12 protein-coding genes are annotated in these 13,932 nt (G+C 70.3%); 8 read left to right on the top strand and 4 right to left on the bottom strand.

The features are described from left to right. Nucleotides 1-35: 35 nt before the first annotated feature. Nucleotides 36-341: a WXG100 family type VII secretion target gene (locus tag OHT61_RS23910; RefSeq protein ID WP_329041035.1), complete on the top strand. Its 306-nt coding sequence runs from the start codon at nucleotides 36-38 to the stop codon at nucleotides 339-341. Between the two features lie 78 nt (nucleotides 342-419). On the opposite strand, the gene OHT61_RS23915 is transcribed toward OHT61_RS23910, so the two are convergent. Beyond that, the gene (locus tag OHT61_RS23915; protein WP_329041037.1) at nucleotides 420-653 is read right to left on the bottom strand and encodes a DUF397 domain-containing protein; all 234 of its coding nucleotides are present in this window, start codon (nucleotides 651-653) and stop codon (nucleotides 420-422) included. A 215-nt stretch (nucleotides 654-868) separates the two neighbouring features. Continuing rightward, the gene (eccCa, locus tag OHT61_RS23920) at nucleotides 869-4,825 is read right to left on the bottom strand and encodes a type VII secretion protein EccCa (RefSeq protein WP_329041039.1); all 3,957 of its coding nucleotides are present in this window, start codon (nucleotides 4,823-4,825) and stop codon (nucleotides 869-871) included. 184 nt (nucleotides 4,826-5,009) lie between these two features. Here eccCa and eccD point away from each other — a divergent pair, with 184 nt between their 5' ends. The 6 genes from eccD (at nucleotide 5,010) to OHT61_RS23950 (ending at nucleotide 12,062) form a co-directional block, all read left to right on the top strand. Continuing rightward, nucleotides 5,010-6,491, top strand: a complete 1,482-nt coding sequence (gene eccD, locus OHT61_RS23925) for a type VII secretion integral membrane protein EccD (RefSeq protein WP_329041041.1) — start codon at nucleotides 5,010-5,012, stop codon at nucleotides 6,489-6,491. A 176-nt stretch (nucleotides 6,492-6,667) separates the two neighbouring features. Then, nucleotides 6,668-6,958 (top strand): 30S ribosomal protein S15, encoded by a 291-nt coding sequence (rpsO, locus tag OHT61_RS23930; protein ID WP_003965855.1) that lies wholly within the window; start codon nucleotides 6,668-6,670, stop codon nucleotides 6,956-6,958. Between the two features lie 272 nt (nucleotides 6,959-7,230). After that, nucleotides 7,231-9,444, top strand: a complete 2,214-nt coding sequence (locus OHT61_RS23935) for a polyribonucleotide nucleotidyltransferase (RefSeq protein ID WP_329043378.1) — start codon at nucleotides 7,231-7,233, stop codon at nucleotides 9,442-9,444. Further along, a complete protein-coding gene (locus OHT61_RS23940) occupies nucleotides 9,441-10,820 on the top strand; it encodes a M16 family metallopeptidase (protein WP_329041043.1) in 1,380 nt (459 codons plus the stop codon). Before OHT61_RS23935 ends, OHT61_RS23940 begins: the two co-directional genes overlap by 4 nt. 22 nt (nucleotides 10,821-10,842) lie before the next feature. Next, nucleotides 10,843-11,595 (top strand): 4-hydroxy-tetrahydrodipicolinate reductase, encoded by a 753-nt coding sequence (gene dapB / locus OHT61_RS23945; protein WP_329041044.1) that lies wholly within the window; start codon nucleotides 10,843-10,845, stop codon nucleotides 11,593-11,595. Nucleotides 11,596-11,609: 14 nt separating this feature from the next. Next, entirely contained in the window at nucleotides 11,610-12,062 is a 453-nt protein-coding gene (locus tag OHT61_RS23950) for a hypothetical protein (protein WP_329041046.1), read from the top strand. 42 nt (nucleotides 12,063-12,104) lie between these two features. On the opposite strand, the gene OHT61_RS23955 is transcribed toward OHT61_RS23950, so the two are convergent. Both OHT61_RS23955 and OHT61_RS23960 read right to left on the bottom strand, forming a co-directional pair. Beyond that, entirely contained in the window at nucleotides 12,105-12,656 is a 552-nt protein-coding gene (locus tag OHT61_RS23955; RefSeq protein ID WP_329041048.1) for a hypothetical protein, read from the bottom strand. A 93-nt stretch (nucleotides 12,657-12,749) separates the two neighbouring features. Further along, nucleotides 12,750-12,989 (bottom strand): hypothetical protein, encoded by a 240-nt coding sequence (locus tag OHT61_RS23960; protein ID WP_329041050.1) that lies wholly within the window; start codon nucleotides 12,987-12,989, stop codon nucleotides 12,750-12,752. Between the two features lie 175 nt (nucleotides 12,990-13,164). On the opposite strand from OHT61_RS23960, the gene thyX reads away from it, so the two are divergent. After that, complete coding sequence (gene thyX / locus OHT61_RS23965; protein ID WP_329041052.1) at nucleotides 13,165-13,902, top strand: FAD-dependent thymidylate synthase; 738 nt, start codon at nucleotides 13,165-13,167, stop codon at nucleotides 13,900-13,902. Nucleotides 13,903-13,932 lie beyond the last annotated feature (30 nt).

Consider the following 13,932-nt stretch of genomic DNA (forward strand, 5'->3'; position numbering starts at 1 on the left):
ACCTTCGTACACGTCGACATCCGAGGAGCAGACAGATGGCCGGAGATCCGAACACCAAGGTCAGGTACGAGAGCGTCCAGGAGATGGCGAACCGCCTGCGCGTCGTCTCGCGCAACATCATCAAGGACCTCGAGGAGATGGACGCCGCCCTCAAGGTCGTCACCGACACCTGGGACGGTGACGCCCACGCCGGCTACGTCGGCCTGCAGAAGCAGTACAAGGGCAAGGCCGACCACATGAAGGACCGGCTGGAGCACGTCGCCAAGATCATCGAGAACGGCAAGGACAGCTACCGCTCCACGGACGTCAAGGCCTCGCGCCTGTTCACCGAGGCGTACTGACCCGGGCCGGTCCGGATCACCGGAAGAGGGGCACGCCCGACGGGCCGTGCCCCTCTTCCGTTCGCCCCGTCACCCCGTCTACTTCAGGTCGAACTCGCCGTCCCGCGCGCCCAGCACGAAGGCGCGCCACTCGGCCTCCGTGTAGCGCAGGACCGTCCCCGGGTCGAGCGAGGACCGCATCGCCACGCCTCCGCCCGGCAGATGCGCGATCTCGACCCGCTCCTCCGCCTCCTCCGTCCCGGGGGCGCTCAGCCACTCGACCCCCGAGATGTCGAGTGCGTACAGCTCGTCCTTCTCCTGCTGGGTGCCCATCACACGCCTTTCCCTGTTCCGCGACGGAGCGCGTTCCCGCGGGCCGTTCCCTTGCGTGACCCGCGCACCGATTATCCCCGGACGGCGGATCGCCAGGGCAAGGTGGCGAATTCGTCTGTGCGGCGGCCCGCCGTCGGCTATGGGCCTTCCCGCACGTGACAAAGGACCCCCGCGTCCGCGCGGGGGTCCTCCTTCACCGTGTCCGGCCGTCCTGCTCAGTGCTGCTCGGGCAGCCGGCCCGTCTGCACGAGCGGTGTCCCGCGCCGGCGCGACGCGAAGTAGCCGCGTCCGGGCGGCATCGCGTGACCGCGCACCGAACCGATCAGGTCGCCCTCCGAGGGGTCGCCCGACAGCACCACGCCCTGCGCGCCCAGCTCCTTGATGCGCTGCATGAAGCCCTCGTACATCGCGCGCGAGGCCCCGGCGGAGCTCCGCGCGATGATGAACCTGACCCCCGTGTCACGGGCGAACGGCAGGTACTCCGCGAGCGGCGCGAGCGGATTGCCCGCGTTGGTGGCGACCAGGTCGTAGTCGTCGACGATGATGAAGATCTGCGGCCCGGACCACCAGCTGCGGTCCCGCAACTGCTGCGGCGTCACGTCGGTCGGCGGCTGACGGCGGGCGAACACCCCTGCCAGGGCCTCCATGTGCATCTGCATGGCACTCGCCATCGGCGCGTACTCCAGCAGATGGGCCTCCGGCAGCGCGCCGAGCAGCGCCCGGCGGTAGTCGCCGACCACGATCTTCGCCTCGTCGGGGGAGTAGCGCTCCCCGATCTGCTTGGCGATCAGCCGCAGCAGGTTGGTCTTGCCGGACTCGCTCTCCCCGAAGACCAGGAAGAACGGATCCGTCTCGAAGTCGAGGAAGACCGGCTCCAGTGAGGTCTCGTCGATCCCGATGGCGATACCCCGCTCGGGGAACTCGAAGCCCTTGGGCAGCTGGTCGGCCGGGAGCTTGCGCGGCAGGAGGCGTACGGACGGGGCCACCGGGCCCGCCCAGTTCGACGCCACCGCCGTGACGAAGGCCGCCGTGCCCTCGGACAGGTCCTCCGCGCCGCTGACGGAGTCGATGCGCGGCAGCGCGCCCATGAAGTGCAGCTTCTGCGGGACCTGGCCGCGCCCTGGCACCCCGGCCGGGACGTTCGCCGCGACCTTGCGGTCGAACTCGGAGTCCATGACGTCGCCGAGCCGCAGTTCGAGCCGCCCCAGGATCTGGTCCTTCAGCGCCGCCCGCACCTCCATGTAGCGGGCCGCGGTGAGGACCACGTGGATCCCGTAGCCGAGGCCGCGCGCCGCGATCTCGGTGACGACCTGCTCCAGGCCCTCGTACTCGTTGCGGAAACCGCCCCACCCGTCGATCACCAGGAACACGTCGCCCCAGGCCTCGCCGGGGAGCTCGCCCTGGGCACGCTTGCGCCGGTAGGTGGCGATCGAGTCGATGGAGTGGGCGCGGAAGAACTCCTCACGCCGGTTGAGCACACCGCCGACCTCCGCGACCGTCCGGCGCACCCGCTCCGGGTCCAGCCGCGAGGCCATCCCGCCGACATGCGGCAGGCCGGCCAGCGAGACGAGACCGCCACCGCCGAAGTCCAGTCCGTAGAACTGCACTTCATGGGGCGTGTGGGTGAGGGCGAACGAGGAGATCAGGGTCCGCACCATCGTGGACTTGCCGGACTGCGGACCGCCCACGACCAGCATGTGCCCGGCCGCGCCGGAGAAGTCCCGGTACAGCACCTCGCGGCGCTGCTCGAACGGCTTGTCGATCAGGCCGAGCGGCACGGTCAGCCCGCCGGGCCGGGTGTACTCGGTCGCGGTGAACCCGCGCTCCTCCGTCGGCGCCAGGCCCGGCAGCAGCTGGTCCAGCGTCGGCGCCCGGTCCAGCGGGGGCAGCCACACCTGGTGGGCCGGCACGCCCTGCCCCTCCAGCCGGCGCACGACCACGTCCAGCACCGTGTCGGCGAGCGCGTCGTCGTCCGCGCGGGCGCGGGCGGCGAGGTGGGCCGGGTCGGGCGCCGCGTACACGACCGGCACCGGAGCGGCGCTGAAAACCGTGGGCCTGCGCTCGACCGGCAGCTGCCCCACCGGCAGGTCGGGACCGCCCGTGCGGTAGGTCCCCGAGACGTAGGCCGCCTTGAAGCGGGTCATCTCGTCCGTACCGAACTTGAGGTAGCCCGACCCCGGCACCGACGGCAGGTGGTACGCGTCCGGCACACCCAGCGCCGTGCGCGACTCCGCCGCCGAGAAGGTCCGCAGACCGATCCGGTACGAGAGATACGTGTCCAGCCCGCGCAGCTTGCCCTCCTCCAGGCGTTGGGAAGCCAGCAGCAGATGCACCCCGAGCGAACGGCCGATACGGCCGATCTGGATGAACATCTCGATGAAGTCCGGCTTGGCCGTCAGGAGTTCGGAGAACTCGTCGATCACCAGCACCAGGGAGGCCAGCGGTTCCAGCGCCGCACCCGCCGCCCGCGCCTTCTCGTAGTCGTGGATGTTCGCGTAGTTGCCCGCCGACCGCAGCAGCTCCTGCCGGCGCTGCAGCTCACCGCGGATCGCGTCACCCATGCGGTCGACGAGGGTCAGGTCGTCGGCCAGGTTGGTGATGACCGCGGCGACGTGCGGCATCTGCGACATCCCGGCGAACGTGGCACCGCCCTTGAAGTCCGCGAGCACGAAGTTCAGCGTCTCCGACGAATGCGTGACCGCGAGACCCAGCACCAGCGTCCGCAGCAGCTCCGACTTGCCGGAACCCGTCGCGCCCACACACAGCCCGTGCGGGCCCATGCCCTCCTGTGCGGCCTCCTTCAGGTCCAGCATCACCGGCTGCCCGTCCTCACCGACACCGATCGGCACCCGCAGCCGCTCCGACACCGAGCGCGGCCGCCAGGTGCGCGCCACGTCGACCGAGGCCGCGTCACCGAGGTTCAGCAGATCGGTGAAGTCCAGGTCGGCGAGCAGCGGTTCGTCGTCGTCGCCCCCGCCCATGCGCAGCGGCGCGAGCTGCCTGGCCAGCGCCTCGGCGGCCTGCGGCGACATGCTGTCCGGCACGCCCTCGTACGCCAGTCCGGCACCCGACTCCAGTCGCAGCAGCCCCGGACGCACCACCACGGACAGCCCGCCGCGCGGCTCGTCGAGCTCGCCGGGCACCACCTCGACGATGGTCACTCCCTGCAGGCCCTCGGCGGCCGCGAACAGCGAGTCCGGCGGCACCATCCCCCCGTCGAGCACCACCACGACGTGAGGCTGGTCCAGCACCGGCCGGTTCTCCCGGCCGAAACGCGGACGGCCGTCCAGCCTGTTCGCGAGGAGGCTCTCCAGCTCGCCCAGATCGTCGCCGAACAGCCGCTTCGTCCCGGCCCCGTCGACCTGTCCGGGAACCTGCGTGTGCGGCAGCCACTTGGTCCAGTCCCAGCGCCCCACCGCACCCGGCGCCGCCACCACGGCGACCACCAGGTCCTCGGGGGAGTGCAGCGTCACCAGCTGCGCCACGAGGGAACGCGCCGTCGACTGCGCCGACTCCGGGTGCCCCGACACCGTCACGTGGTAGAAGGCCCGCATCGAGACCGCCATCGGCAGCCCGTCCAACGACCCGTGCACCGCCAGGAACCGCTGCATCGCGCCGGCGCACATCGGCTCCAGCTCGTCCACCGGAGCGGTGTCCGGGGCGATCAGCGGGGTCGACAGCTGCTGAGCCCCGAGGCCGACCCGGACCTGGGCGAAGTCCTTGTCCCCGACGCGTCGTTCCCACACCCGGCTGCCCTCGGCCACCACCGACCACAACTGCTCCGGCGCCGGGTGCAGATAGAGCTGCACGTCCCGCTGGACGCGAGCGGTGCGGCGTACCGTCCGCCGCGTCTGGGCGAGGTACTTCAGGTAGTCACGACGGACATCGCCCATTTGCCCTTGCGTACCGCGACGGTGCCGGACGATCTGGGCGGCGACCATGCCGACCGTCGAGACCAGCATCAGGACACCCATGATCCGCATGAACGGAGGTGCCTGCGGTGAGAAGAAGAAGACCACCGACGAGCCCATGCCGAGCACCGGCAGGACCTGCATCAGCATGCCCTCCTGCTGCCCGCGGGGCAGTTCGGGAGGAGCCTCCAACGTCAACTCGTCGGCGGGTACTTCCGGCGGCAGAGACCGCGGAGGTCGTTTCACGACGATCTGGCTCACCGGAACATCAATCCCTCAATACGGACGGGCGGAAGGCCGGCCGGTCCGCACCGACGCCCCCGTGGCTGCGACTGCCGCGGACTCGGATCCGCGCGACGGTGATCCTACGTGCAGCCCGTCTCCACCCCTCCCGGTAGGGTGGCGCGCGCACTGTGCGCAACCGCGAATCAGGGGGACCAGACACGTGAGTACGACAGCAGCGACGGGTTTCTGCCGCGTCACCGTCGTGGCACCCGACAGCCGGATCGACGTCGCGCTCCCCGAGGACATCGCCGTCGCCGACGTCTACCCCGAGATACTGCGTCTCACGGGCCAGACCCAGGCGGCCGGCACACCCACCGGCTACCACCTCGTACGCCGTGACGGCAGCGTCCTCGACGGTGCCCGCACCCTCGCCGCGCAGCAGGTCCTCGACGGTGAACTCCTCAGCCTGCGGCCCTTCGCACAGTCGCTCCCGCCCGCCGTCTTCGACGACGTCTCCGACGCGGTCGCCTCCGCCGTCACCCGTGACCGCCACCTGTGGAGCGACGAACTCCTGCGCGGCGCGGGCCTGGTGGGCGGTGTCCTGCTGCTCGTCCTGATGGGCTTCGTGCTCTGGTTCGCCGACCCCGTACGCCACGACATGCACAGCCTGCCGGGCATCATCGCCGGATCCGCCGGCCTGCTGCTGACCGCCTTCGCGGGCGTACGCGCGCGGGTCTACGCGGACCGGGCCACGGCGGTCGCCCTGGGGCTCGGCGCCCTGCCCCTCGTCCTCATCGCGGGCTCCGGCGTCATCGGCGCCGACGCGGGCCAGGGCCCCGGCCGGCTGCAGTTCCTGCTCGGCTGCGTCGCCGTCCTGATCGCCTCCGTCGTCCTGGTCGCCCTCACCCCCAGCGGCGACGCCCCGTTCGTGGCGGCGACCTTCCTCGCCACCGTCGGCACCCTCGCCACCTTCGGCGCGATCCTCACCGAGGCCACCGCCACCGGGACCGCCGCGGTCTGCGCCCCCGTGGCACTCGGCCTGGTCGCCTTCCTGCCCGGCCTCTCCGCACGCTTCGCCCGGCTGCCCATCGGCTACGCCTCACCGCGGACCGCCCCCGCCGGCTACGACGAGCCCTTCGCCGAGCCGGGCGGCGCTCCCGACAGCCAGGGCGGACCCGTCGACGCCGACCGCATCGCCGCCCAGGCGCGCCGCGGCCACGAGATGCTCCTCGGCCTGGTCGGCGGCTGCTCCGCGGTCGTGGTCGGGTCCGCAGCGGTCCTCGGCTTCTCGGACAGCGTCTGGGGCCAGGTGCTCGCCCTCGCCGCGGGGCTCGCCATGCTGCTGCGCGCCCGTCTCTTCCGCTACACCTCACAGGTCGCCTGCGTCCTGGTGGCCGGCATCGGCGCCGTTGCCCTGCTGGTCCTCGGCCTCTCGCTCAACCCGCCGGCCGGCCTGCTGTACGACCTGGTGCGCTACGGCGACCGGGGCTCCCTGGACATCCGTACGATCTGGCTGTCCGCCGCCGTCGCCGCGGGCGCGGCCCTGCTCACCGCGATCGGCCTGATCATCCCGCGCAAGGGCCTCTCGCCCTTCTGGGGCCGGCTCCTCGACCTCACGGAGAGCGCCCTGCTGCTCTCCCTGGTCCCGCTCTGCCTCGCGGTGCTCGACGTCTTCGCCCGCGCCAGGGCCATGACCAGCTGAGGCCCGTCCGAGGCACTCGCCGCGACTGGTACTCTGACTGGTGGCCGTTTGTGTACGCGCCTCCGGGTCACCCTGGGGGCTGCGCTCATCGGACCTTCGCCTCCGAGTCACGGAAGCTCCCCTGAGATCAAGACCAGGGGCACTCGTGGGCGCATCGAACACCAAGAGGAGTACGCGTGCCGCTCGACGCCGCTACGAAGAAGCAGATCATGTCCGAGTTCGCCCAGAAGGAGGGTGACACCGGATCCCCCGAGGTCCAGGTCGCCATGCTCTCCCGCCGGATCTCGGACCTGACGGAGCACCTCAAGACGCACAAGCACGACCACCACTCCCGTCGTGGTCTGCTGATCCTGGTCGGCCAGCGTCGCCGCCTCCTGCAGTACCTCGCCAAGAAGGACATCCAGCGCTTCCGTGCGCTCGTCGACCGCCTCGGCATCCGCCGCGGTGCGGCCGGCGGCGCCAAGTAAGGACGCTGTGAGAGGGAGCGGTTCCCCCATTCCAGGGGGCCGCTCCCTTTGCTGTACGTGCGGGACCGGGGTCAGGCTCAGTAACCTGGACGCACGACAAGAGAACGAGGGGAAGCGCCCCGCAGCCGCCGCCGGTCCTCGGTAGTGGCCCCCGGGACAACGCCCGGGAGCTTCGATCGAAGACCGGCCCGCACACAGGGGAGCGCTTCTCCGCACCGTCCTCCGCCACACGGGCGGCAGGACGAAAGACGACGAGTATGGAGAAATCACTAGTGGAGAACGAGACCCACTACGCCGAAGCCGTGATCGACAACGGCACCTTCGGCACCCGCACCATCCGCTTCGAGACGGGCCGCCTGGCCAAGCAGGCCGCAGGCTCCGCCGTCGCGTACCTGGACGACGACACCATGGTGCTGTCGGCCACCACCGCTTCCAAGCGGCCCAAGGACCAGCTCGACTTCTTCCCCCTCACGGTGGACGTCGAGGAGCGGCAGTACGCGGCCGGCAAGATCCCCGGCTCCTTCTTCCGCCGTGAGGGCCGGCCCTCCGAGGACGCGATCCTCACGTGCCGCCTGATCGACCGCCCGCTGCGCCCCTCCTTCAAGAAGGGCCTGCGCAACGAGATCCAGATCGTCGAGACGATCATGGCGCTCAACCCCGACCACCTGTACGACGTGGTCGCGATCAACGCCGCCTCCGCCTCCACGATCCTGGCGGGCCTGCCCTTCTCCGGCCCGATCGGTGCCACCCGTGTCGCCCTGATCAAGGGCCAGTGGGTCGCGTTCCCGACGCACACCGAGCTCGAGGACGCCGTCTTCGACATGGTCGTCGCCGGTCGCGTCCTCGAGGACGGCGACGTCGCGATCATGATGGTCGAGGCCGAGGCCACCGAGAAGACCATCGAGCTCGTCAAGGACGGCGCCGAGGCGCCGACCGAGGAGGTCGTCGCCGCCGGTCTGGAAGCCGCGAAGCCCTTCATCAAGACGCTCTGCAAGGCCCAGTCCGACCTCGCCGCCAAGGCCGCCAAGCCCACCGGCGAGTTCCCGGTCTTCCTCGACTACCAGGACGACGTCCTGGAGGCGCTCACCAAGGCCGTGCGCACCGAGCTCGCCAAGGCGCTCACCATCGCCGGCAAGCAGGACCGCGAGGCCGAGCTGGACCGCATCAAGGAGATCGCGGGCGAGAAGCTCCTCCCGGCCTTCGAGGGTCGCGAGAAGGAGATCTCGGGTGCCTACCGCGCGCTGACCAAGAAGCTGGTCCGCGAGCGCGTCATCAAGGACAAGGTCCGCATCGACGGCCGCGGCGTCACGGACATCCGTACGCTCGCCGCCGAGGTCGAGGCCATCCCGCGCGTGCACGGCTCGGCGCTGTTCGAGCGTGGCGAGACCCAGATCCTGGGCGTCACCACCCTCAACATGCTCCGCATGGAGCAGCAGCTGGACACCCTCTCCCCGGTGACCCGCAAGCGCTACATGCACAACTACAACTTCCCGCCGTACTCCGTCGGCGAGACCGGCCGCGTGGGCTCGCCCAAGCGCCGCGAGATCGGCCACGGCGCGCTCGCCGAGCGCGCCATCGTGCCGGTGCTGCCGTCGCGCGAGGACTTCCCCTACGCGATCCGCCAGGTCTCCGAGGCGCTGGGCTCCAACGGCTCGACGTCCATGGGCTCGGTCTGCGCCTCCACCATGTCCCTGCTGAACGCCGGTGTGCCCCTCAAGGCCGCCGTCGCCGGTATCGCCATGGGCCTGATCTCCGAGGAGATCGACGGCAAGACCCACTACGTCGCCCTCACCGACATCCTCGGTGCGGAGGACGCCTTCGGCGACATGGACTTCAAGGTCGCCGGCACCAAGCAGTTCGTGACCGCGCTCCAGCTCGACACCAAGCTCGACGGCATCCCCGCCTCGGTCCTGGCCGCCGCGCTGAAGCAGGCCCGTGACGCGCGTCTGCACATCCTGGACGTCATGAACGAGGCCATCGACGTCCCGGACGAGATGTCCCCGAACGCCCCGCGGATCATCACCGTCAAGATCCCGGTGGACAAGATCGGTGAGGTCATCGGCCCCAAGGGCAAGATGATCAACCAGATCCAGGAGGACACCGGCGCCGACATCACGATCGAGGACGACGGCACCATCTACATCGGTGCCCAGCAGGGCTCGCAGGCCGAGGCCGCCCGCGCCACGATCAACGCGATCGCCAACCCGACCATGCCGGAGGTCGGCGAGCGTTACCTGGGTACGGTCGTCAAGACCACCACCTTCGGTGCGTTCGTCTCCCTGATGCCCGGCAAGGACGGCCTGCTGCACATCTCGCAGATCCGCAAGCTCGCCGGTGGCAAGCGCGTGGAGAACGTCGAGGACGTGCTCGGCGTCGGCGCCAAGGTCCAGGTCGAGATCGCGGAGATCGACTCCCGCGGCAAGCTCTCCCTGATCCCGGTCGTCGAGGGTGAAGAGGACGAGACGAAGGACGACACCGACAAGTGACGTCCCGTAGTTCCGTGACGACGGCCCGCCCCTCCTCGGAGGGGCGGGCCGTCGCCCGTACCCAAACGCTTCTCAAGGGCAGCAACGGCATCGGCACGGTCCGCCGCACGGTCCTCCCGGGCGGCCTCCGGGTCGTCACCGAGACCCTGCCCTCCGTCCGCTCCGCCACCTTCGGGATCTGGGCCAACGTCGGTTCGCGCGACGAGACGCCCACCCTGAACGGCGCGACGCACTACCTCGAACACCTCCTCTTCAAGGGCACGGCCAAGCGCAGCGCCCTGGACATCTCCTCCGCGATCGACGCGGTCGGCGGCGAGATGAACGCCTTCACGGCGAAGGAGTACACCTGCTACTACGCGCGGGTCCTGGACACCGACCTGCCGCTGGCCATCGACGTGGTCTGCGACATGCTGACCGGCTCGCTGATCACCCCCGAGGACGTCGACGCCGAGCGCGGTGTCGTCCTCGAGGAGATCGCGATGACCGAGGACGACCCGGGTGACTGCGTGCACGATCTGTTCGCGCACACCATGCTCGGCGACACCCCGCTGGGACGTCCGGTCCTCGGCACCGTCGACACGATCAACGCGCTGAACCGCGGCCAGATCGCCCGCTTCTACAAGAAGCACTACGACCCCACGCACCTGGTGGTCGCCGCGGCGGGCAACGTGGACCACGCCACCGTCGTACGCCAGGTCCGGAAGGCCTTCGAGCGCGCCGGCGCCCTGACCCGCACCGACGCAGTGCCCACGGCACCGCGCGAGGGCTCCCGCACGCTGCGCGCGGCCGGCAAGGTCGAGCTGCTCAACCGCAAGACCGAGCAGGCCCACGTCGTCCTCGGCATGCCCGGCCTGGCCAGGACCGACGAGCGCCGCTGGGCGCTCGGGGTCCTGAACACCGCGCTCGGCGGCGGCATGAGCTCGCGCCTCTTCCAGGAGGTGCGCGAGAAGCGCGGCCTGGCCTACAGCGTGTACTCGTACACCTCGGGTTTCGCCGACTGCGGCCTCTTCGGCGTGTACGCGGGCTGCCGGCCCAGCCAGGTCCACGACGTACTGAAGATCTGCCGCGACGAGCTCGACCGCGCGGCGACGGAAGGTCTCGGCGACGACGAGATCGCCCGTGCCATCGGCCAGCTCGCGGGTTCCACCGTCCTGGGGCTGGAGGACACCGGTGCGCTCATGAACCGCATCGGCAAGAGCGAGCTCTGCTGGGGCGAACAGATGTCCGTCGATGACATGCTGGCAAAGATCGCGGCGGTCACCCCCGACGAGGTCAGGGCCGTCGCGGCCGACGTCCTCGGACAGCAGCCGTCGCTCTCGGTGATCGGCCCGCTGAAGGACAAGCAGGCAGACCGCCTCCAGGAAGCGGTCTCCTAACCACCCGTAAGGAAATGAACAGATGAGCAAGCTGCGCGTGGCCGTTCTCGGCGCCAAGGGACGCATCGGGTCCGAGGCCGTGCGAGCCGTCGAAGCCGCCGACGACATGGAACTGGTGGCCGCCCTGGGCCGTGGTGACAAGCTGGAGAGCCTCACCGAGAGCGGTGCCCAGGCCGTCGTCGAGCTCACCACACCCGCGTCGGTGATGGAGAACCTCGACTTCTGCGTCCGGCACGGCATCCACGCGGTGGTCGGCACCACCGGCTGGACCGACGAACGGCTCGCGCAGCTGAACACCTGGCTCTCCGGGTCCCCGGAGACCGGTGTGCTCATCGCGCCGAACTTCTCCATCGGCGCCGTCCTCACGATGAGGTTCGCGGAGCAGGCCGCCCGCTACTTCGAGTCCGTCGAGGTCATCGAGCTGCACCACCCGAACAAGGCGGACGCCCCTTCCGGCACCGCCACCCGCACCGCCCAGCTCATCGCCGCGGCCCGCGAGAAGGCCGGCGTGGCACCGCAGCCCGACGCGACGGCCACCGCGCTGGACGGTGCGCGCGGCGCCGACGTCGACGGGGTGCCGGTCCACTCCGTCCGCCTCCGCGGCCTCCTCGCCCACCAGGAGGTCCTGCTGGGCGGCGAGGGCGAGACCCTCACCCTGCGGCACGACTCGCTCCACCACAGCAGCTTCATGCCGGGCATCCTGCTCGGCACCCGCCGCGTGGTGACCACTCCCGGCCTCACCTTCGGCCTGGAACACTTCCTCGACCTGAACTGACTGGGCCCACCCCCATGCGCGCAAAGCTCACCTACGCCGTCACCGCCGCCGTCATGGTCTTCTACTTCGTCCTGGCCGGCAGCCGCGGCGTCCTGCTCATCCGGCACGGCACGCTGCTCACGGTCACCTTCGGCGTCGCCGTGCTGATCCTGCCGGTGATCGGTGTCTGGTTCCTCTGGAAGAACACCCAGTTCGTCCGCAGGGCCAACGCCCTGGCCGCCGAGCTGGACGCCGAGGGGGGTCTGCCCGTCGACGAGCTGGTGCGCACCCCCTCGGGGCGCATCGACCGCGACTCGGCCGACGCCGTGTTCGCCCGGCGCCGCGAGGAGACCGAGGACAGCCCCGGCGACTGGCGCTGCTGGTTCCGTCTCGCCGTGGCGTACCAGGACGCCAGGGACACCCCTCGCGCGCGCAAGGCGATGCAGCGCGCGATCGCCCTGCACGCGAACAAGCCGGTACGCGCCTGATCGGCGCCGTACCGGCTTGTCGTGGGTGCGAACCGACCGGTGTCAGCCGGTGCGGTACTCGTCGCTCCAGGCCTCGACCGTGTCGGTGGCCCGCTCGAAGGCCTCGGCACGCGCCAGGAAGTCCGCGTTGTGGTCCGTCAGCAGGGGCATCGGCGTCTCGCTGCCCCGGCGCACCACGATCAGGGCCTGGCCCTGGACGGTGCGCGGGAAGCCGAGCCACCGCACCGGCTGCTGGACCGTACGGACGACCGAGGCGTCGCTCCACGCGATCGTGGTCGTACGGAGGAAAGCCACCCGCCGTACGCCGTGGCGGCTCACCCACGCGCCCACGCGCAGCAGCCGCAGCGCGCTCACGATGGCCGCGCCGGCGAGCACGAAGCACACGCTCGCGCCGGACAGCGATCCGGTCACCGTGATGATCACGCCGGCGAGCAGCACGAAGGACGCGAGAAGCAGCAGGGTGGCCGCCGCCGCGACCCGCCACGGGCCGGGACGGTAGGGCCGCCGCCAGCTGTCATGGTCGTCGAACGGCAGTGCGATGTCCTCTGCGTCCGCGTCGAATGCGCGGTCGGCCGTCAGGAAGGGCAGGGGCACGACTGATCCTCACTCACAAGCACGCTCGATTGCTGTGCCCGGTGAGGCTACCGAGAGGCCCCCCGGCCGACCACCCCAGGGGGCCCGTACGGGTCAGCGGTGCTGCGACGCCTCGGACGTCCGGCTGTGCGGAGGGGTGCCGTCGGTGTCCAGCGCGGGCAGTCCGAAGAGCAGCGACCCGGCGAACCCGGCGATCAGGGTCAGCCCGACGAGTGAACGACTCGCCAGCTGCGAGGCGCTCGGACGCCGGCGGGGAGGAGGTGTGACGTTACTGCGGAACCGGTCGGCCTCGGCTACGAACGAGAACGGGACGGATTCACGCCGGCGGAACATGAGGAAACTCTCCTTGAACTCTGTGACGGGTGCTGCTGATGAGTCAGACGTACGGGAGGCCTGATCGGTGCCACGAATCGCCGAACGCGTGCGGGAATTCCCGCCGACGGCGGCCCGCCCGGCGCCCCGTAGAGTGGTTGCCGCCCGAGCGACGCGATGAAAAGGACCCCCGCCGGTGACCGACACCCCCGAGCCCACCAAGGCCCACTTCCGCAGCGACGTCACCGTTGACCTGGTGAAATCCGCCGCAAGCGACTCCGACGTGCTGTTCGCGGCCCGTGTGTCGACGGCCGGTGAGCAGTCCCTGGAAGAGGTCACGAAAGACCCCGAGCGCTCCAAGGGTCTCATCAACTACCTCATGCGGGACCGGCACGGCAGCCCGTTCGAGCACAACTCGATGACCTTCTTCATCAGCGCCCCGATCTTCGTGTTCCGTGAGTTCATGCGGCACCGCGTGGGCTGGTCCTACAACGAGGAATCGGGCCGCTACAGGGAGCTCGAGCCGGTCTTCTACGTCCCGGGCGAGTCCCGCAAGCTCATCCAGCAGGGCCGTCCCGGCAAGTACGAGTTCGTCGAGGGGACGCCGGAGCAGCACGCGCTCACCAGCCGGGCCATGGAGGACTCCTACCGCCAGGCGTACGACGCCTACCAGGAGATGCTCGCCGCCGGTGTCGCCCGCGAGGTCGCCCGCGCGGTGCTGCCCGTCGGCCTGTTCTCGACGATGTACGCCACCTGCAACGCCCGCTCGCTGATGCACTTCCTCGGACTGCGGACCCAGCACGAACTGGCCAAGGTCCCGTCCTTCCCGCAGCGCGAGATCGAGATGGTCGGCGAACAGATGGAGCAGCACTGGCAGACCCTCATGCCGCTCACTCATGCCGCGTTCAACAAAAACGGACGTGTAGCTCCGTAAGCGGTGTCCGTATTGCGACGTTTCGTGAAG

This window comes from Streptomyces sp. NBC_00178 (assembly GCF_036206005.1).
Classification (GTDB): Bacteria; Actinomycetota; Actinomycetes; order Streptomycetales; family Streptomycetaceae; genus Streptomyces.